General features: G+C 68.6%; 15 protein-coding genes. 12 read left to right on the top strand and 3 right to left on the bottom strand.

All coding sequences use genetic code 11. The features are described 5' to 3' along the window. Positions 1-73: 73 nt before the first annotated feature. From ACQPZX_RS34090 to ACQPZX_RS34080, 3 genes are all read left to right on the top strand, one after another. Positions 74-1069, top strand: a complete 996-nt coding sequence (locus ACQPZX_RS34090) for a glycosyl hydrolase 53 family protein (RefSeq protein ID WP_433364506.1) — start codon at positions 74-76, stop codon at positions 1067-1069. Then, positions 1066-3816, top strand: coding sequence for a right-handed parallel beta-helix repeat-containing protein (locus ACQPZX_RS34085; protein WP_433364503.1), 2751 nt, complete (start codon positions 1066-1068; stop codon positions 3814-3816). The genes ACQPZX_RS34090 and ACQPZX_RS34085 overlap by 4 nt, the downstream gene beginning before the upstream one ends. A 65-nt stretch (positions 3817-3881) precedes the next feature. Beyond that, positions 3882-4949, top strand: coding sequence for an AI-2E family transporter (locus tag ACQPZX_RS34080; RefSeq protein ID WP_433364500.1), 1068 nt, complete (start codon positions 3882-3884; stop codon positions 4947-4949). On the opposite strand, the gene ACQPZX_RS34075 is transcribed toward ACQPZX_RS34080, so the two are convergent. Beyond that, positions 4946-6433, bottom strand: a complete 1488-nt coding sequence (locus ACQPZX_RS34075; RefSeq protein ID WP_433364497.1) for a non-reducing end alpha-L-arabinofuranosidase family hydrolase — start codon at positions 6431-6433, stop codon at positions 4946-4948. The two genes, ACQPZX_RS34080 and ACQPZX_RS34075, sit on opposite strands and share 4 nt — an antisense overlap. A gap of 334 nt (positions 6434-6767) precedes the next feature. Between ACQPZX_RS34075 and ACQPZX_RS34070 the strand changes: the two genes are divergently transcribed. The 7 genes from ACQPZX_RS34070 to ACQPZX_RS34040 all read left to right on the top strand — a co-directional run bounded on the left by ACQPZX_RS34070 (position 6768) and on the right by ACQPZX_RS34040 (position 16401). Next, the gene (locus tag ACQPZX_RS34070) at positions 6768-7826 is read left to right on the top strand and encodes a ricin-type beta-trefoil lectin domain protein (RefSeq protein WP_433385566.1); all 1059 of its coding nucleotides are present in this window, start codon (positions 6768-6770) and stop codon (positions 7824-7826) included. A 3-nt stretch (positions 7827-7829) separates the two neighbouring features. Then, positions 7830-9437 carry a glycoside hydrolase family 27 protein gene (locus ACQPZX_RS34065; protein ID WP_433364494.1) on the top strand — a complete coding sequence of 536 codons (1608 nt, stop codon included), beginning with the start codon at positions 7830-7832 and terminating at the stop codon, positions 9435-9437. Between the two features lie 3 nt (positions 9438-9440). Next, complete coding sequence (locus ACQPZX_RS34060; RefSeq protein WP_433364491.1) at positions 9441-11246, top strand: family 43 glycosylhydrolase; 1806 nt, start codon at positions 9441-9443, stop codon at positions 11244-11246. 31 nt (positions 11247-11277) lie between these two features. Continuing rightward, the gene (locus tag ACQPZX_RS34055; RefSeq protein ID WP_433364488.1) at positions 11278-12714 is read left to right on the top strand and encodes an arabinofuranosidase catalytic domain-containing protein; all 1437 of its coding nucleotides are present in this window, start codon (positions 11278-11280) and stop codon (positions 12712-12714) included. Between the two features lie 12 nt (positions 12715-12726). Further along, entirely contained in the window at positions 12727-14697 is a 1971-nt protein-coding gene (locus ACQPZX_RS34050; RefSeq protein WP_433364485.1) for an alpha-L-fucosidase, read from the top strand. A gap of 113 nt (positions 14698-14810) precedes the next feature. After that, complete coding sequence (locus ACQPZX_RS34045) at positions 14811-15635, top strand: alpha/beta fold hydrolase (protein ID WP_433364482.1); 825 nt, start codon at positions 14811-14813, stop codon at positions 15633-15635. Positions 15636-15762: 127 nt separating this feature from the next. After that, positions 15763-16401 carry a fasciclin domain-containing protein gene (locus ACQPZX_RS34040; RefSeq protein WP_433364479.1) on the top strand — a complete coding sequence of 213 codons (639 nt, stop codon included), beginning with the start codon at positions 15763-15765 and terminating at the stop codon, positions 16399-16401. 59 nt (positions 16402-16460) lie between these two features. On the opposite strand, the gene ACQPZX_RS34035 is transcribed toward ACQPZX_RS34040, so the two are convergent. Then, on the bottom strand, positions 16461-17186 hold the full coding sequence (locus tag ACQPZX_RS34035; protein ID WP_433364477.1) for an anti-sigma factor: 726 nt from the start codon (positions 17184-17186) through the stop codon (positions 16461-16463). Further along, entirely contained in the window at positions 17140-17718 is a 579-nt protein-coding gene (locus ACQPZX_RS34030) for an RNA polymerase sigma factor (RefSeq protein ID WP_433364475.1), read from the bottom strand. The genes ACQPZX_RS34035 and ACQPZX_RS34030 overlap by 47 nt, the downstream gene beginning before the upstream one ends. 156 nt (positions 17719-17874) lie before the next feature. Between ACQPZX_RS34030 and ACQPZX_RS34025 the strand changes: the two genes are divergently transcribed. Both ACQPZX_RS34025 and ACQPZX_RS34020 read left to right on the top strand, forming a co-directional pair. Further along, a complete protein-coding gene (locus ACQPZX_RS34025) occupies positions 17875-18699 on the top strand; it encodes a DUF4397 domain-containing protein (protein WP_433364472.1) in 825 nt (274 codons plus the stop codon). Between the two features lie 35 nt (positions 18700-18734). Beyond that, a complete protein-coding gene (locus ACQPZX_RS34020) occupies positions 18735-19337 on the top strand; it encodes a class F sortase (protein WP_433385563.1) in 603 nt (200 codons plus the stop codon). Positions 19338-19403 lie beyond the last annotated feature (66 nt).

The following is a 19403-nucleotide window of genomic DNA, read 5'->3' as shown; positions in this document are numbered from 1 at the left end:
TTTTTCAGGTAAGCGGTTTCCCGGCGGCATCGAGGCTCATACATTGACCTTCTTCAATGGAAGGAGAAGCGTCATGAGACGACGCAGCCTTTTGATCGGATCGGCCGCCGTTGCCCTGGGCGTCGCAGCCGACCCACCCGCGGCGCAAGCGGCGGCCTTCGTCAAGGGCGCCGACGTCAGCTGGCTGCCCCAGATGGAGGCCAAGGGCTACTACTGGAACAACAGCGCCGGCGTACGGCAGGACCTGTTCACCATCCTCAAGGGCTACGGCATCACCGCGATCAGCCTGCGCACCTGGGTGAACCCGTCCAGTGACCCGGCCAACGGCCACTGCGGCATCGAGGAGACCGCGCAACTCGCCCAGCGCGCCAAGAACGCCGGAATGCAGGTGCTCATCGGCTTCCACTTCGGCGACACCTGGAACTCGGTCGGTGTGCAGAACCCGCCGGCAGCCTGGGCCGGGATGAGCTACAGCCAGATGCTGCAGGCGATGTACGACTACGTGTACCACTCCTGCAACGTGATCAAGTACTACGGCGTGACGCCGGCCTGGGTGAAGATCGGCAACGAGACCAACTCCGGCATCTGCAAGCCGACCGGCAGCATCAGCAAGCCCGCCCAGATGACCGGCCTGCTCAACGCCGCGTACGACATGTCCAAGCAGGTCTTCCCGAGCACGCCGGTCCTGGTGCACCTGGCCCAGCCGCAGAACCTCGCGAGCGTCCAGAACTTCCTCAACGCCTATCGCGACAACGGCGGCCGGTGGGACATCACCGGCCTTTCCTCGTACGGGCAGGGCGGCAACGTGGCGCCGATCGTGGCCAACATGAAGACCATCCAGACCTCGTACGGCAAGCCCGTCATGCAGGTCGAGTACGGCGGTCCGGTGGGCAAGCCGACCCAGGTGCGCGACTCGCTAAAGGCGTTCGTCAGCGGGATCAAGGGCTTCGGCGGCCTCGGCACGTTCTTCTGGGAGCCCGAGGGCTACCCGTCGTTCAACAACTACAACAGCTCGGCTTGGGACGAGGCCACCCGCCGCCCGACCGTCGCCATGGACGGTTTCCTATGATCAAGCGCGCTTCTCTGGTCGTCGCCGCTCTGGTCGCGGCGATCACGATCAACCCCATCATCTCGTACGCGGCGGCGGCGTACTACGTGGCGCCCAACGGCAACGACTCCGCGGCGGGCACACAGGCCGCGCCCTGGGCGACGATCGCGAAGGCCCAGTCGGTCGCGAAGGCCGGTGACACCGTCTACTTCCGTGGCGGCACCTACGCCTACACCAGGGCCAATGCCACCTGCCCGAGTCAGACCGGCCGGGTCGACGCGATCACGCTGAACAAGAGCGGCGGCGCCGGCAACCCGATCCGTTACTGGGCGTACCCGGGGGAGAAGCCGGTCTTCGACTTCTCCCGGATGACCGACAACTGCCGCATCAAGGGCATCGACGTGACCGGCAGCTACCTGCACCTCAAGGGACTGGAGATCACCGGCGTACGGCAGAACAACAACCTCAACCACGAGTCCTGGGGCGTGTGGATCTCCGGCAGCAACAACACGTTCGAGCAGCTCAACATCCACCACACTATGGGCGCCGGGCTGTTCATCAACGCCGGAGCCGGCAACCTCGTCCTCAATAGCGACTCGCACGACAACTACGACTCGCTCAGCTCCAACGGCGCCGGCGAGAGCGGCGACGGGTTCGGCGCGCACTACATGACGGCCGGCACCGCGAGCAACGTGTTCCGCGGCGACCGGGCCTGGAACAACTCCGACGACGGCTTCGACCTCATCGACGCGTACTCGCCGGTGCTCATCGAGAGCTCCTGGGCGTGGAAGAACGGCTACATCCCCGGCACGACGACGGCCTCCGGCAACGGCAACGGATTCAAAGCCGGCGGGTACGGCGGCGATTACGACGCCGGCGCGGTGAAGCACACCGTCCGCTTCTCGGTGGCCTTCGCCAACCGGTCGGCCGGCTTCTACGCCAACCACCATCCGGTGGCGAACGACTTCTTCAACAACACCGCCTACAACAACCACCCGGATTTCAACATGCTGGGCGTCGACGCGAGCGGCGCCGCCGTCGGCCGCGGCAACCTGCGCAACAACATCGCGTACGCCGGAAGCCTGACCTCCAACATGACCGGCGCCAGCGCCTCGTACAACTCCTGGAACCTCGGCGTCACCCTGTCGGACGCCCAGTTCCAGAGCGTGTCCACGTCGGGCTGGGACGCGGCCCGCCAGGCCGACGCCAGCCTGCCGGTGCGGCCCAGCCTCCGCCTAGCGCCCGGCAGCACGCTGATCGACAAGGGCGCCAACGTCGGCCTGCCCTACAGCGGCGCGGCCCCCGACCTCGGCGCCTTCGAATACGCGGCCGGACTCGCCACGACGGCCGCCGATGAGGGGACGTTCGAGACCATCACCAACGACACCTTCTGGAACGACACCAACGGCAACCCGATCTACTCCCAGGGCGGCGGCGTCTTCAAATTCGGCGATACCTACTACTGGTACGGCGTGCACTACCTCGGCGCCGAGCACTACCGGGCCAGCCCGACGAAGCAGTACGACAACGAGGTCACGTTCGACTCGATCCCGGTGTACTCCTCGAAGGATCTGGCGCACTGGAAGTTCGAGAACAACGTCGCCACCACGAACACCACACTTCCGAACGGAACCAAACTCGGCGGCTGGGTCGGGCGTCTCGGCGTGGCGTACAACGAGACCACCCGCAAGTACGTGCTGGTCGTGCAGGGCCCGGGCGGGGTGGTCTTCCTGCGCGGCGACTCGCCCACCGGCACGTTCCAGGGCGCCGCCGTCCAGGGGCAGATCACGAACTCGCCCACCGCGGCCACCGGCGACCAGACCGTCTTCACCGACGACGACGGCAAGGACTACCTGGTCTTCTCCAACGCCTCCGGTCGTGCGCGCACGTTCGTCTCGAAGCTTCGCGACTCCGACTCGCTCTACGCGGAACCGGCCGTGCAGATCGGCTACTGCTCGGGCTGCGGCCGCGAGGGCAACGCCATGTTCAAGCTGGACGGCAAGTACTACGCCGCATCGTCGGACCTGCACGGCTGGAACGCCTCGGTCGCGCACGTCATCGAGTCGACCGGCAGCGGCGTTCAGGGCTCCTACTCGAGCGAATACACGCTGGCCGGCACCGAGAAGGACTTCAGCCACGTGACCCAGACCGGGTTCTTCGTGACCGTCAACGGCACCAAGAAGCACACCGTGATCTTTGCCGGCGACCGCTGGTCGGACTTCGCCTGGAACGGCATCGGCTACAACCAGTGGATGCCGGTGGACAAGACCGGCTCGCGGCCGGAGTTCCACTCGCTGAGCCAATGGCAGCTCAACGCCACCACCGGGGAATGGCGGGTGGGTCCGCAGAACAACTACATCCTCAACCCCGATTTCCAGGCCGACCGGGTCATCCAGACGCCGCTGACCGGCTGGACCGGCACGACCGGGGTGACCAACGTCAAGGGCGGCGCGAACGGGAGCCGCTTCGCCCTGCAGATCGTCGCCGGCTCGGAGGGCGTGCGGCAACAGATCACCGTGCCGGCCGGCACCTACACGCTGTCCGCCTTCGCCAAGACCTCCGGCGCCCTCGGCGCCGCCCAGGTGACGGTGACGGACGCGAGCGGGGCGGTACGCACGCTCGTCCTCCCCGCAGCGAGCGGCTGGACGCGCCGCGAGCTCGCCGGCTTCACCCTGGCGGCCGGGACGGCCACCGTCACGATCCGGGCCGGGAGTGGCAGTGGCAATCTCTTCGTCGACGGGTTGGGACTGATCTCCTCGACAACCTAGCTATTGGTCGCTCCTCGTGATCGACTCCACACGAGGCTGCCGGTGTCACTCACGAAGGAGCCGGTGTGGAGTCGACGACGACCAAGTTTCCGTGGCCGGTCACCACGTTCGCGGTGCTCGGCGGCATCGTGGTCACCGTGCTGGGCCTGCGGGAGCTGGCCTGGCTGGTGACGCCGGCGGCGTTCGCGCTGGTGATAGTCATCCTGGTCCATCCGGTCTACGCCGGCCTGGTGCGGCGCGGCGTCCCGGCGATCCTGGCGCTGGCCATGCTGCTGCTGTCGATCTTCGGGGTCATCCTCGGGCTGGTGGCGATCGTCGTGTACGCGATCGCCCGGCTGGCCACCGTCCTGCCCCAGTACTTCGACGAGGCCGCGACGACCACGCGCGAGCTGGCCGACTTCCTGACCGGGCTCGGCGTCGGGCCGGAGCAGATCCGCGAGATCGTACGGAATCTCGACCTGACGATGGTGGCGAGCTGGCTCACCGCGCACATCCCCACGCTGGTGAGCACGGCTGCGAGCCTGGTCCTCGTCTACAGCCTGCTGATGTTCGTCGGCATCGAATCGGCCCAGATCAGTGGCCGTTCCGTCGCGCTGCGGGAGGATCATCCACGGCTGGCCGGCGCGCTCGCGGGTTTCGTGGCCAACACCCGGCGGTACGTCGCCATCACCGGCATCTTCGCGATCATCGTGGGCTCGCTGGATGTGGTCTTCCTGCTCATCCTGGGGATCCCGCTGGCGTTCCTGTGGGGCCTGCTCGCGGCGGCCTGCAACTTCATCCCGTACGTCGGATTCATCATCGGCCTGGTCCCGCCCGCCCTGCTGGCGCTGCTGACCCAGGGGTGGCAGAGCATGGTGCTGGTGATCGTCGTCTACATCATCCTGAACTCGATCGTCACCACCATCGTCCCGGCGAAGGTCGTCGGCGACGCGGTGGGCATGTCGATGACGGTGACCATCGCGTCGGTGGCGTTCTGGTCGTGGGTCCTCGGCCCGCTGGGCGCCGTGCTCGCCATCCCGCTCAGCCTCCTGGCCAAGGCCGTCTTCATCGACTCCGTCCCGTCGGCACGATGGCTCGCCGGTTTCGTCGACGCGGGCCCGCGCCGAACGCGGGCCCGCGCTGGCGACTCCTAACGCTGCCGGGTCAGCAGGCCCGGGCGGTACGGCAGGAGGCCGTAGTCGCCGCCGGAGCTGGGTGAGCGGCCTTGGTAGAGCAGTTGGAGGTTGCAGGGGTCGATGGTCATGGTCTGGTCGGCGGTGGAGCGGACGAGGTCGCCGTGGCTGATGTCGTTGGTCCAGGTGGCGCCGCTGTTGGCTTTGCCGGCGAAGGGGTTGCTCTCGGTGGCGGCCTGCGGTGTCCACGACCCGCCGAGGCTGCTGGCGGTGAACGAGCGGAAGTAGCGGCCGTTCGCCCCGATCGCCTCGACGATCATCAAATATTGATTCTGACCGGCGACTTTGTAGACCTGCGGGGCTTCGAACAGGTTGTTGGTGGTGTCGCTCATGATCGTGGTGTAGGAGGTGCCGAAGTTTCCGGGGAAGTTGCCGATCGGCATGCTGGCCCGATAGATCTTGCCGTTGTCGCCGGCGAAGAACAGGTACATGTTGGTGCCGTCACCGATCAGGGTCTGGTCGATGGGTCCGGTGCCGGAGCCGGAGATGCTGCCGGAGAACAGTGGTTGCGCGGCCGACCAGCCGTTGGCGTTGGTGGGGTTGCTGGAGGTGCGGTAGGAGAAGGCGGTCGGGCCCCATTGGTAGGCGAGGACCCAGATGCTCTTGGGGGCGAAGTAGAACAGGGTCGGTGCGACGGTGCCGGAGGACATGCCGTTCTGGCTGGCCGAGGCCATGTCGGACCAGTTGGTGAAGACCCCGAAGTTCATCGAGCCCCACGTCGAGCCGTTGTCGTGCGTGGTCGCGTAGACGAGGTGTCCACCGTTGTAGGGCACGGTGGTGAAGTCTTTGAGGGAAGCCCAGCCCGACTTCGGGTTGGCCAGCGAGCCGGTCGAGGTCCAGCGGTACGTCGACGGCAGCGTGCAGGTGCCGCCCGTCGGCGGCGTCGTGGGGGTGGAGCCACCGATCCGCACGAGCTGCCACTGCTGGTTGGCGCCGTTCCAGTCGGCGTACTGGACGATGTTGCCGCCATCGCCGGTGGAGGCGCCCTGTACCTCCATGGCCTTGCCGCTGTTGCGGTTGATCAGCTGGATGTACCCGTCGATGTCCTGGATACCGAACTGCTGGTTGGCGGCGTTGTTGTCGGTCCACTGCACGATGGAGCCGCCGTCGGCGGTCGACCAGTTGTAGACGTCGAGAACCTTGCCGGACAGGCGTGACTTGAGCCGGTAGTAGCCGCCGCCGGAGTCGACGAACTGCCACTGCTGCTGGTTCTGGTCGTTGCGGCTCCACTGGGTGATCCGGGCGCCGTCGTTGGTGGCGAGGTTGTAGACGTCGAGCGCTTTGCCGCTGTTGCGGTTGACCAGCACGTACCAGGCGCTGGTGTCGATCGTCGCGGCCGAGGCCGCGGGGGCGTTGACGATCGTGAACACGCCGCCGGCCAGCGTGGTCAATGCCGCGGCTGCCACCGCCAGCCATCGGTGGCGTCGGCTCGGGGATGGTTCCACGTCGGTCCTCCTGAGGGTGATCACGCGGGTCCATTACATTTCGTCGATGTTAACCTTCACAAACTTTGAGTCAAGAATGGAATTTTCCGAAGGCGGCACTGAAAACTTGTTATGCGCGCGTAGGTACGACAGTCAGCCCGGTTATCAGGGGCTCAATCGGGCTCAAATTGGCCGCTTGAAGGTTCGGAAACGATATGGCAATCTCACGAATCAAGCTGTTAACGTTCTCATCCCCATTCCCCAGCCTTTGTTGTCGCTAACACGTGCCCGGCCGACAGGAGGCATCCCCGTGCAGAGAAGAAGGCGATGGTTCGTCACCGCGGCGCTCGGCGCCATGGTCATGGCGGCCGGCGTCACCGTCCCGGCCGCCGGCGCGGCCGCCGAGTCGAACGGCGGCGTGCGGGTCATGCCGCTGGGCGACTCCATCACCGAAGGCACCCAGGTTCCCGGCGGATACCGCATCGGCCTGTGGCAGCGGCTGGCCGCCGCCGGTTACCGGGTCGACCTGGTCGGCTCCCAGTTCAACGGCCCGGCCGCCCTGGGCGATCACGACCACGAGGGTCACCCCGGCTGGCGGATCGATCAGATCGACGCCAACGTCAACGCGTGGCTGGGCAGCACCAGCCCGCGTACCGTGCTGCTGCACATCGGGACCAACGACGTCCTGCAGAACTTCAACCTCGGCGGCGCGCCGAACCGGCTGTCCGCCCTCATCGACCACATCGCCGCGGCGGCGCCCTCGGCGGACGTGTTCGTGGCGACGATCATCCCGCTGAGCTCCGCGAGCCAGGAATCGGCCGCGCGTGCCTTCAACGCCGCCGTACCCGGTATCGTGCAGGCCAAGGCAAACGCCGGCAAACGGGTCCACCTTGTCGACATGCATGCCGCGCTGACCACCGCGGACCTCATCGACGGGATCCATCCCACCGCCGGCGGCTACGACAAGATGGCCGCCACCTGGTACGCGGCGCTGCGCGCGGTCCCCGGCGCCATCGGCGACCCCGGCACCCCGGGCACCGGCGGGGCGCTGGTCGGCACCGCTTCCGGCCGTTGCCTGGACGTGCCCGGCGGCAGCACGGCCAACGGCACCCAGCCGATCATCTGGGATTGCAGCGGCGGCGCGAACCAGCGCTGGACGGTCAGCGGCCAGACATTGCAGGCCCTCGGCAAATGTCTGGACTCGCCGACGAACGCTGCCGCGGGCGCCAAGGCGCAGCTGTGGGACTGCCACGGCGGCACGAACCAGCGATGGAACCTCAACGCCAACGGCACGATCAGCAACGCCCAGTCCGGCCTCTGCCTGGACGTCAGCGGCAACGCCACCGCGAACGGCACCCCGGTCGTCCTCTGGAACTGCACGGCGACCGCGAATCAACTCTGGACGAGGCGGTAACCCATGAGACGCTTGATGATCATGCTGGCCGCGGCGGTGCTGCTGCTGTCGGGCGCCCCCGCCGCGCAGGCGCTCGAGAACGGCGTGGCCCGCACGCCACCGATGGGCTGGAACAGCTGGAACACCTTCGGGTGCAACATCAACGAGACGCTGATCCGGCAGATGGCCGACGCCATCGTCAGCAGCGGCATGCGCGACCTCGGCTACGAGTACGTCGTGGTCGACGACTGCTGGTTCAACCCCAACCGCGACTCGGCCGGCAACCTGCAGGGCGACCCCAGCCGCTTCCCCAGCGGCATGAAGTCCCTCGGCGACTATCTGCACGGCAAGGGCCTCAAGTTCGGCCTGTACGAGGTGCCGGTCGCCGAGACGTGCGCCCAGTACTCCAACGCGTACCCGGGTGCGACCGGCAGCCAGGGCCATGAGGCGCAGGACGCGCGGCAGTTCGCCGCCTGGGGCGTCGACTACCTCAAGTACGACTGGTGCTCGCCGAACGGCAGCATCGACGAGCAGGTCGCCACGTTCGCCAAGATGCGCGACGCGCTGGCCGCCACCGGCCGGCCGATCGTCTACAGCATCAATCCCAACAGCTTCCACGCCAAGACCGGACCCCAGCGCAACTGGGGCGACGTGGCCAACATCTGGCGCACCACCGAGGACATCACCAACGCGTGGGACACCGGCCAGACCAACGGCTACCCGATGGGCATTCAGAACATCGTCAACGTCACCGTGCCGCTGGCCGGATACGCCCGGCCGGGCGCCTTCAACGACCCCGACATGATGGAGGTCGGCCGCGGCGGCATGACCGATACCGAGATGCGCAGCCACTTCGCGCTGTGGGCGATGCTCGCCTCCCCGCTGATCGCCGGCAACGACATCCGGAGCATGAACACCGCCACCCAGACGATCCTGAAGAACCAGAGCCTGATCGCGATCAACCAGGACTCGCTGGGCCTGCAGGCCACGCAGATCTCGTACGACGGAACGCGCCGGGTGCTCGCCAAGCGGCTGTCCAACGGCGACGTCGCGGTGGCCCTGTTCAATCAGGGCAGCGGCACCACGACGGTCGCGACCACGGCCGCCGCGATCGGCAAGACCGGCGCCTCGTTCACGCTGCGCGACGCCTGGTCCGGCGCGACCAGCACCACCACTGGGACGATCAGTGCCTCCGTGCCAGGCCACGGCACCGTCGTGTACCGGGTCAGCGGCGGGGGCACCGGCACTCCCTCCGGTGCCGCCACCCTGGTCAGCGCCGCCTCCGGGCGCTGCCTGGACGTGCCCAACAGCAACACGGCCAACGGCACCCAGCCGGTCATCTGGGACTGCAACGGCGGCGCCAACCAGCGCTGGACCAGCTCCGGCCAGGCCCTGCAAGCGCTCGGCAAGTGCCTCGACGCGCCGGTCAACGCCGCCGCCGGCGCCAAGGTCCAGCTGTGGGACTGCAACGGGGGCGCCAACCAGCAGTGGACGCTCAACGCCGACGGCACCGTCCGCGGCGCGCAGTCCCAGCTGTGTCTCGACGTCGACCACAACAACACCGCGAACGGCACTCTTGTCCTGCTCTGGACCTGCACCGCCGCCGCGAATCAACTCTGGACGAGGCGGTAGCCCATGCGAACGAAGATCGCCCTCCTGGCCGCGGCCGTGCTGAGCGTGCTCGCCCTGTTCGCGCCGGCCGCGCACGCCGACAACCCGATCGTGCAGACCATCTACACCGCCGACCCCGCGCCGCTGGTCTACAACGGCCGCGTCTACCTCTACACCGGTCACGACGAGGACAACTCCACCTACTTCACGATGAAGGAGTGGCGGGTCTGGTCGTCGGCCGACATGGTCAACTGGACCGACCACGGCTCGCCGCTCAACCTGGCCAGTTTCAGCTGGGCCAGTGCCAACGCCTGGGCCGGGCAGACCGTCTACCGCAACGGCAAGTTCTACTGGTACGTCCCGATGACCGTGCGAGCCACCGGGCAGATGGGCATCGGCGTGGCCGTCTCGAACAGCCCCACCGGGCCGTTCACCGACGCGATCGGCCGTCCGCTGGTCAGCAACGGCCAGATCGACCCGACCGTGTTCGTCGACGAGGACGGCCAGGCCTACCTGTACTGGGGTAACCCCGATCTGTGGTACGTGCGGCTCAACGCCGACATGACCTCGTACTCGGGAAGCCCCACCAAGATCGCGCTGACCACCGCCGGCTTCGGCACGCGCACCGGCGACGCCAACCGGCCGACTCTCTTCGAAGAAGGACCGTGGGTGTACAAGCGCAACGGCCTGTACTACATCGTCTTCGCGGCGAAGTGCTGTTCGGAGTTCATCGCCTACTCGACCGCGACCGGCCCGACCGGACCGTGGACCTACCGCGGCACGATCATGCCGACCCAGGGCGGCAGCTTCACCAACCACCCCGGCGTGATCGACTTCAACGGCGGGTCGTACTTCTTCTACCACAACGGGGCGTTGCCCGGCGGTGGCGGCTACACCCGCTCCGTCGCCGTGGAGAAGTTCAACTACAACTCCGACGGCACCATCCCGACGATCACCATGACCAGCGCGGGGGCGCCTCAGGTCGGCACGCTCAACCCGTACGTGCGCCAGGAAGCCGAGACCATCGCCTGGGAGAGCGGGGTGGAGACCGAGCCCGCAAGCGAGGGCGGCATGAATGTCGGCTACATCGACAACGGCGACTACATCAAGGTGAAGGGCGTCGCCTTCGGCAGCGGCGTGACCTCGTTCTCCGCGCGGGTCGCCTCGGCCGCGTCCGGCGGCGCCATCGAGCTCCGCCTCGGCAGCGCCGGCGGCGCCGTCGTCGGCACCTGCGCGGTGCCCGGGACCGGCGGCTGGCAGACGTGGACGACGGTCACCTGCCCGGTCAGCGGCGCCACCGGCACCCAGGACCTGTACCTGCGGTTCACCGGCGGAGGTGGCTCGCTGTTCAACGTGAACTGGTGGCAGTTCAGCGGGTCGGCCGCCACCACCGACGCGATCACCAACGGCACCACGGAGAACGGCACCACCGGCTGGCGGGTGTTCGGCGCCGGGACGCTGACGTCGAACACGAGCGTGGCGCACGGCGGCACCCGGTCCCTGGCGATCGCCGGCCGCACGGCGTCGTGGAACGGCATCGCGCAGGACGTGACGTCCCGCCTGACCAGCGGCAAGACGTACACCACGAGCGCGTGGGTCCGGAGCCAGAGCGGTACGCCGTCGGCGCGCGCCACCCTGGCGATCACAGCGGGCGGCTCGACCACCTACATGTCGCTGACGCCCTCGACGACGGTCAATTCCGGAGGCTGGACGCTGCTGTCCGGCACGGCCGCGGTGTCGTGGAGCGGCACCCTGACGAACGCCACGTTCTACGTCGAGACCGACTCCGGCACCGACGGCTACTACCTCGATGACGTGTCGCTCCGATAGCGAGCGTCCCACCCTCAGCATCGGAGGAAACGTGCGTCTCATCGTCAGTACCGCGTTGAGCCTCGTGCTCACGGCCACGGCCGTCACCGTCACCCAGCACGCCGCGGCGGCCGCCGTCGTGGGCACCCCCACCCGCATCGTCGGCGCGGCCTCGGGCCGCTGCCTCGACGTCCCGAATTCCAGCACCACCAACGGCGCGCAGGCCCAGCTCTACGACTGCTCCGGCGCCGCCAACCAGTCCTGGACCTACACGAGCACGAAACAGCTCACCGTCTACGGCAACAAATGCCTCGACGCGTACGGCCGGGGCACGGCCAACGGGACGGCCGCCGTCATCTGGGACTGCAACGGCCAGACCAACCAGCAGTGGAACGTGAACGCCGACGGCACGGTCACCGGCGTGCAGTCGGGCCTCTGCCTCGACGCGAACGGGGCGGCCACCGGGAACGGCACCAAGATCATCCTGTGGTCCTGCAACGGCCAGGCCAACCAGCGATGGAGCCAGGGCACGTCGACCGCGACCGGCGGGCCCTGCGACCTCTACGCCGCCGGCGGCACCCCCTGCGTCGCGGCGCACAGCACCGTGCGTGCCCTCTACAGCTCCTACCGGGGCAACCTCTACCAGGTCCGGCGCGGCTCGGACAACGCCACCAGGAACATCGGCGTGGCCGACGCCGCAAGCCAGGACTCCTTCTGCGCCGGCACGAGCTGTGTGATCACGGTGGTGTACGACCAATCCGGCCGCGGCAACGACCTGTGGTACCAGGGGTCGTCCGTGGTGCCCGGGTCACCGCAGAGCAAGCCCGCGGTGGCGACCACCGAGTCGCTGAGCATCGGCGGGGCCAAGGCGTACTCCCTCTACATCAACCCGGGAAACAGTTACTGGCGCGACGGCCACCTGACCGGCGTGCCCACCGGCAGCGCGCCGGAAGGCATGTACATGGTCACCAGCGGAACGCACGTCAACAGCGGCTGCTGCTTCGACTACGGCAACAGCGAGACCACCCGCAAGGCCGACGCCGCCGGCGCGATGGACGCCATCAACTTCGGCAAGCAGTGCTGGTTCGGCGGCTGTTCGGGAACCGGTCCGTGGGTGCAGGCCGACCTCGAGTGGGGGCTCTTCCCCGGCGGCAGCACCTCGTGGAACCCGAACCAGCGGGCCTTCACCAGCAAGTTCGTGACGGCGACGCTGAAGAACAACGGCACCTCGCGGTTCGCCATCAAGGGCAGCGACGCCCAGTCCGGCAGCCTCGTCACGCTCTGGGACGGCGCTCTTCCCTCCGGGTACAACCCGATGAAGAAGCAAGGCGCGATCGTCCTCGGCAGCGGCGGTGACTGCTGCAAGCCCGACGGCGGCGCGAATCTGAGCGCCGGGACCTTCTACGAGGGCGCCATGGTCGCCGGCTACCCGTCCGACGCGACCGAGAACGCCGTCCACGCCAACATCGTCGCCGCCGGCTATCGCTGAAGGAGTGATCCCATGCCCGCCCCCCGATTCACCCGGCGGTCCGTCCTGGCCGCCGCCGGCGCGACCGGCCTCCTGCACGTGACGCCCGCGTTCGCCGCCATCCCCGGGCCGTCCAGCTACACCGCCTCCTGGTCGTCCGTCGATCAGCACCCGCCGGCGCCGGAGTGGTTCCAGGACGCCAAGTTCGGGATCTATTACCACTGGGGCGCGTTCAGCGTTCCCGCCTACGGCAACGAGTGGTACCCGCGGAACATGTACAACAACGGCTCGAACGAGAACAACCACCACAAGGCCGTGTACGGCGATCCGTCCGCCTGGCCGTACCACAACTTCATCAACGGCGGCCGCGACAAGGCGGGCAACTGGGTGCAGTTCGCGCCCAAGCTGGTCTCCGCCGGCGGCGCCTTCGATCCCGGGGCGTGGGCGCAGCTGTTCGTCGACGCCGGAGCGAGGTTCGCCGGGCCGGTCGCCGAGCACCACGACGGCTTCTCGATGTGGAACAGCAGCGTCAACGAGTGGAACTCGGTGGCCCGCGGCCCCCGGCTCGACCTGCTGCGCCTGCACGCCGACGCGATCCGCGGCAAGGGCCTCAAGCTCATGGTCGCGCTGCACCACGCGTACAACTTCACCGGTTTTTACCAGTGGGTGCCCAGCCAGTCGGACGCGAGCCTGCGCAAGCTCTACGGCCAGCTGGGCGCCCCTGCCGAGCAGCAACTCTGGTACGACAAGCTGCGCGAGGTCGTCGACGGCTATCAGCCCGACCTGATCTGGCAGGACTTCAACCTCACCCAGCTGCCCGAGTCCCGGCGGCTGGACTTCCTGGCGTACTACTACAACCGCGCGGTCGCGTGGGACAAAGAGGTCGTCGCCACCTACAAGGACGGCTTCAACAACCGCGGCGAGGTCTTCGATTTCGAGCGGGGCGGGCCGGCCGGCATCCAGACTCCATACTGGCTCACCGACGACAGCATCAGCAGCTCGAGCTGGTGTTACACGGTCGGCATCGGCTACTACTCGACCAACGCGCTGCTGCACGCGCTCATCGACCGGGTGAGCAAGAACGGCAACATGGTCCTCAACATCGCGCCGATGGCCGACGGCACGATCCCCTCCGGGCAGCAGACGATCCTGCGCGGCATCGGCGACTACCTCAAGCGCTTCGGCGAGTCGATCTACGCCACCCGGGCCTGGACCGCCTTCGGCGAGGGGCCGACGCAGATGGGCGGTGGCACGTTCCAGGCGCCGCGCACCGGAACACCGCAGGACATCCGCTTCACCCGGGCCAAGGACAACCGCATCCTGTACGCCACGATGCTCGGCTGGCCCGGCGGCACGGCCCATGTCACCACCCTGAGCGCCAACCGGATCAACCTTGGCACCCTGACGTCCGTGCAGTTGCTCGGCGCCACCGCCGGCACCTACATCAACCTCCCTACCCGCACCCAGGACGGCAGCGGACTGCACATCACCCTGCCCTCCACCGTCCCGTACAGCGCCCCGGCCTACGTGCTGAAGCTCACCTTCTCGGGGACCATCCCGGCGCTCGGCTCCGGCGGCACCGGCCTTCCCACCGGCTGGGCGAGAGTCACGAACGTCACCACGGGTCTGGTCCTGGACGGTGGCGGCAACGTCGCGTCCGGCTCGCAGCTCAAGCAGTGGAACTACGACGGCAGCACCAACCTGCACTGGCAGCTGGTCGCGCTCGGCAGCGGCTGGTACCGCCTGGTCAATCGCACCAACGGACTGGTCGCCGACAGCGGCGGCAACGCCGCCAACGGTGCCCTCGCGATCGAAACGTCGTGGAACAGCGGCAACAACCAGCAGTGGCGGCTCAACGACATGGGCGGCGGCCGATATCAGATCGTCAACCGGGGCACCGGCACGGCCCTCGACAGCGGCGGCGTGAACACTGTCGGGGCCCCGGTGAAACTCTGGGCGCCCGACTCCAGCACCAACCTGCAATGGACCTTCATGGCTGTCTAGCTGCGGGAACACTGTGATTGTCGCCTCGCACGATTCACCCGTTGTTCGGCTCTGATCGGTCCCGGACGTGGTTACGGTGGCGGTAAGTACGCCGGGACCGAGGGAGGCAACACATGGGTTTCGTGACCACGAATGACGGCACGGAGATCTTCTACAAGGACTGGGGGACCGGCCAGCCGATCGTCTTCAGCCACGGCTGGCCGCTGTCGGCCGACGACTGGGACGCCCAGCTGATGTTCTTCCTGCAGAACGGCTATCGGGTGATCGCACACGACCGCCGCGGGCACGGCCGGTCGACCCAGACGAGCGACGGCCACGACATGGACCACTACGCCGACGACCTGGCCGCGGTCACCGCCCACCTCGACCTGCACGACGCGATTCACGTCGGGCACTCGACCGGCGGCGGCGAGGTCGTGCACTACATCGCCAAGCACGGCGAGAGCCGGGTGGCGCGGGCCGTGCTGATCAGCGCCGTCCCGCCGATCATGGTGCAGACCGCCGCCAACCCCGGTGGCCTGCCGAAGAAGGTGTTCGACGACATCCAGGTGCAGGTGGCCACGAACCGGTCGTCCTTCTACCGGGACCTGCCGTCGACCGCGTTCTACAACTTCAACCGGCCGGGCGTCGAGCCCAACGAGGCGATCATCCAGAACTGGTGGCGTCAGGGCATGATGGGCGGCGCCAAGGCCCATTACGACGGCGTCGTCGCGTTCTCGCAGACCGACTTCACCGAGGACCTCAAGAAGATCAGCGTCCCGGTCCTGGTGATGCACGGCGACGACGACCAGGTGGTGCCGTACGCCGACTCGGCGCCGCTGTCGGCCCAGCTGGTGCAGAACGGCACGCTCAAGACGTACGCCGGCTTCCCGCACGGCATGCCCACCACGCACGCCGACACCATCAACGCCGACCTGCTGGCCTGGCTGCAGGCCTGATCACCGTTTCCCGGCCGGCGCCCGGCGCCGGCCGGGGCGGTCAGCTGCATCTGTCGCGTCCGATCCGAGTGAAGGACCGAGTGGTGGCATCGCCGCCACCCCTTCGCACCGGAAAGGACGCACGAAGATGAGGTTCCTCCGATTCGGCAGCGCGACCGCCGCCCTCGTGGCCTGCGCGCTCGTCGCCACCCCGGCCGTCGCGCAAGCCGGCACCAAGGCGCTCGGGACCAGGTCGCTCGCGGCCGTGCTGACCGCGGACAAAAGCGGCTTCGACCGCAACGGCAGCGACTTCGACATCCTGACCGCCGCGGTGCTGGCCGTGCTCAAGGCCAAACCCTCCAGCCCGGTCGGCGTGCTCACCGACGGCCGGACGGCGCTGACCGCCTTCGTCCCGAACGACCGCGCCTTCCGTACGCTGGTCGCCGACCTTCAGCACAGCAAGCGGCTGCCGAGCGAGAAGAAGGCGTTCACGGCGGTCGCCGGGCTCGGCATCAACACCGTCGAGTCGATCCTGCTCTACCACGTCGTGCCCGGCGCCACGATCGACCGGCGGGCGGCCCTGAAGGCCGACGGCGCGAGCCTGAAGACGGCGGCCGGCTCGTCGATCAAGGTCGACGTGTACGGCTACTGCTGGAAGCGCGTCAAGCTCGTCGACGCCGACCGCAGCGACCGCGACCCCCGCGTGATCAAGTTCGACATCAACAAGGGCAACCGGCAGATCGCGCATGGCATCGACCGGGTCCTGCGCCCCGTCGACCTGCCCTGACGCATAAGCCGTCTCAACCCACCCGGCCCGGCATCCCACGATGCCGGGCCGGACTGCCGCTAGGACGTCAGGGTTCCGCGCAGCAGGCTGTGGCCGGAGTGTGCGGAGTTGCCGTCGTGCGGTTCGTCGCTGACGTCGACCAGCCGGTACTGGTTCATGTCGATGCCCGGCGGCACCGGCAGCACGGCGTCCGGCTTGTCGGACAGGTTGCCGATCGCCACCATCTTCGTCTGGTCGTCCGGATCGATCAGCCACACCTCGTGGTAGCCCGTGGTCAGCGGCAGATTGCGGACGTCGATGCGCATCTCACCGTCGGACAGCACCCGGACGGAGCCACCGGCGGCCGCGGGCACGGTCGGCAGCGGCGATAGCGTCGCCCGCGCCGTCACCCGCTCGGCCGAGCCGCCATGCGCGAACCGGTCGGCCAGGACCGTGCCGGCCACCGCCAGCACCGCCGCGGCCGCGGCCGCGAGCACCGGCACGAGCCAGCGGCGCCGCGAGCGGCCGGATCGACTCGGCGACCCGAGGGCGCCGGCCGGTGCGGTGCTCGGCACGGGCCGGGGCGGCCCGGCGATGCCGGCCTCGATGCCCTGCCAGATCCGCTCGGGCGGCGGCGGCAGGTCACGCAGGTCGTGACTTGCCACGCCCAGGTCGGCGACGGTGCGCAGCGCGTCGAGATCATGGCGGCAGACGTCGCACTGGGACAGGTGGCCGGACTCGCCGGGCTCTTCGGTCTCCTCAGAGAGCGCGAGAAGGACCAGCCGATCGGGATCCAAATGTTGCACCGTCCACCTCCCAACGACGTCGCAGGTTCGCCAGTCCACGCCGGATGTGGCTCTTGACCGTACCGAGCGGCAGCCCGGTGACGGCAGCTATCTGGGGATGGGTCAGATCGTCGAAGAACGCCAGCTCCAGCGTGCGCCGCTGCTCGGCGGGCAGCCGGCCGAGCTCGTCGGCGACCACCAGCCGGTCCACGATCCGCTCCGGGCGCTCGGGCTCCTCCGGCGGGGCGACCTGGGCGCGTACGGTCTCGGTCACCCGGTCGTCCCGCGCCACCGACCGCATCCGGTCGACCGCCTTGCGCCGCGCGATCCCGAGCAGCCAGCCCAGCATGGTGCCGCGCTGCGGGTCGAACGAATCCCGCCCGGACCACGCCGCCACGAAGGTCAGCTGGGTCACGTCCTCCGCGTCGGCGCGGTTGCCCAGCAGGCGCTGGGCCAGATAGAGCACGGCGGCGCCGTGTCTTTCGTACGCCGTCCGCAGCGCTTTCTCGTCGCCGGCGCGCAGGCGCTCGGCGAGCTCGTCGTCGGAACTCATCAACCTCCCTCCCGCACACCGATTCTCAGGTGATTCGCTCCGCGGGGCGCCCGTGGATGCAGCAATTTCTCACATCGGCCGGCCGCATCCGCCGCCGGCCATCCGGGCGAAGACACCGGCGTACGGAAATCACGGCGATCTTTTTGAGGAGCTTCGATGCGTAGCAAGCACGTTCGGCGCGCGGTGGTCATCGGCGCGGTGGCCATGCTCGCCTTCGGCACGGCCGGCGCCTTCGCCTCCGGACCGGCGTTCGCCCGGGCCAACGCGCGGGTGTCGGTGGTGCACGGCATCCCCGGGCAGCCGGTCGACGTCTACGTCAACGGCAAGAAGACCATCCCGGGCTTCCAGCCGGGCAAGGTGGCCGGGCCGCTGAGCCTACCGGCCGGGCAGTACGACATCGCCCTCACCAAGCCGGGCGACCCGGTCGGCGAGGCGCTGCTGACCGTGGACGACGCCGAGGTGCCCGGTGGCGCCGACATCAGCCTGGTCGCCCACCTCAGCGCGGACGGCAAGCCGGCGCTGACCCCGTTCGTCAACGACACCGCCAAACTGGCCCCGGGCCAGGCCCGGCTGATCGTGCGGCACACCGCGGCGGCGCCCGCGGTCGACGTCCGGGCGGGCGGCAAGCCGGTCTTCGAGGGCCTGACCAACCCGAAGGAGGCGAAGGCCGACGTGGACGCGAGCACGGTCTCGGCCGACGTGGTGCTGGCCGGCACGACCGCCCGGGTGCTCGGCCCGGCCGACCTCGACCTGGCCGAGGGCACGGCGACGATCGTGTACGCGGTGGGCTCGGCCGACGACAAGACCCTCGACCTGGTCACGCAGCGGATCACCGGGCTGCATTCGGCGCCGGGCGGCGTGCCCAGCGGCGACGGTGGCCGCGCCGACCGCGGGGTTCCGCTGCCCTGGTACGGCATCGGTGGAGCCGGCGTCCTGCTGGCGTTGCTCGGCCTCGCGCGGCTGGCGACCGGCCGCCGGTGATCGGACTTCGTGGCACGTCCCGGCCCGCTCTCCTGATGCTGGCGGCCGGGACGGCCCTCACCACCGCCTTCGGCGTGGCCGCCTGCCAGGGCCGGCCGGCGGCGGACTTCGGCGGACCGTCGGCCACCGCGCCGGCGTCCGCCCCCGCACCCGTACGCGTGCTGGACGGCAAACCCACGACGGCCGCGACCGACGCGCCCACCCGGATGACCATCCCGGCCCTGAATTTGAACGCCGTGGTGGACGCCGTCGGCGTCGACCGGCGGACCGGCGAGCTCGCGGTGCCGCCGAGCGTGGACCGGGTCGGCTGGTACCGGTTCGGACCGGGCTTCGCGGCCACGGCCGGCTCGATCGTCCTGGCCGGGCACGTCGACAGCGCGGCCCAGGGCGAAGGCGCGTTCTTCCGGCTCGGTTCGCTGGAGAAAGGCGACGAGATCACCCTGACCGGCCCGGGGGAGCGGACCCGCTCGTTCCGCGTGGTGGCCCGCGAGCGCTACCGCAAGACGGCGATCCCGCTGGAGAAGTATTTCGCCCGCGACGGCGCCGTGCGGCTGACGCTGATCACCTGTGGCGGCCCGTTCGACCCGAATACCCGCCATTACCGCGACAACGTGGTCGTCACCGCTTTTCTTTCATGATGGGCGAGGAGGCGATTCTGAAAAAGCGTTATGTCACGACCGGTATTACATATCGACAAACGTCGT

This window comes from Actinoplanes sp. CA-142083 (assembly GCF_050942195.1).
Taxonomy (GTDB): domain Bacteria; phylum Actinomycetota; class Actinomycetes; order Mycobacteriales; family Micromonosporaceae; genus Actinoplanes.
Note: the sequence above shows the minus strand (reverse complement) of the source record. Positions and strands in the feature narration are given on the sequence as shown.

What these genes read in the sequence shown, in the direction of transcription:
- ACQPZX_RS34090 (WP_433364506.1), top strand. Translation starts at nt 74, where the DNA reads ATGAGACGACGCAGCCTTTTGATCGGATCGGCCGCCGTTGCCCTGGGC.
- ACQPZX_RS34085 (WP_433364503.1), top strand. Translation starts at nt 1,066, where the DNA reads ATGATCAAGCGCGCTTCTCTGGTCGTCGCCGCTCTGGTCGCGGCGATC.
- ACQPZX_RS34070 (WP_433385566.1), top strand. Translation starts at nt 6,768, where the DNA reads ATGGTCATGGCGGCCGGCGTCACCGTCCCGGCCGCCGGCGCGGCCGCC.
- ACQPZX_RS34065 (WP_433364494.1), top strand. Translation starts at nt 7,830, where the DNA reads ATGAGACGCTTGATGATCATGCTGGCCGCGGCGGTGCTGCTGCTGTCG.
- ACQPZX_RS34060 (WP_433364491.1), top strand. Translation starts at nt 9,441, where the DNA reads ATGCGAACGAAGATCGCCCTCCTGGCCGCGGCCGTGCTGAGCGTGCTC.
- ACQPZX_RS34050 (WP_433364485.1), top strand. Translation starts at nt 12,727, where the DNA reads ATGCCCGCCCCCCGATTCACCCGGCGGTCCGTCCTGGCCGCCGCCGGC.
- ACQPZX_RS34045 (WP_433364482.1), top strand. Translation starts at nt 14,811, where the DNA reads ATGGGTTTCGTGACCACGAATGACGGCACGGAGATCTTCTACAAGGAC.
- ACQPZX_RS34040 (WP_433364479.1), top strand. Translation starts at nt 15,763, where the DNA reads ATGAGGTTCCTCCGATTCGGCAGCGCGACCGCCGCCCTCGTGGCCTGC.
- ACQPZX_RS34030 (WP_433364475.1), bottom strand. Translation starts at nt 17,718, where the DNA reads ATGAGTTCCGACGACGAGCTCGCCGAGCGCCTGCGCGCCGGCGACGAG.
- ACQPZX_RS34025 (WP_433364472.1), top strand. Translation starts at nt 17,875, where the DNA reads ATGCGTAGCAAGCACGTTCGGCGCGCGGTGGTCATCGGCGCGGTGGCC.
- ACQPZX_RS34020 (WP_433385563.1), top strand. Translation starts at nt 18,735, where the DNA reads ATGCTGGCGGCCGGGACGGCCCTCACCACCGCCTTCGGCGTGGCCGCC.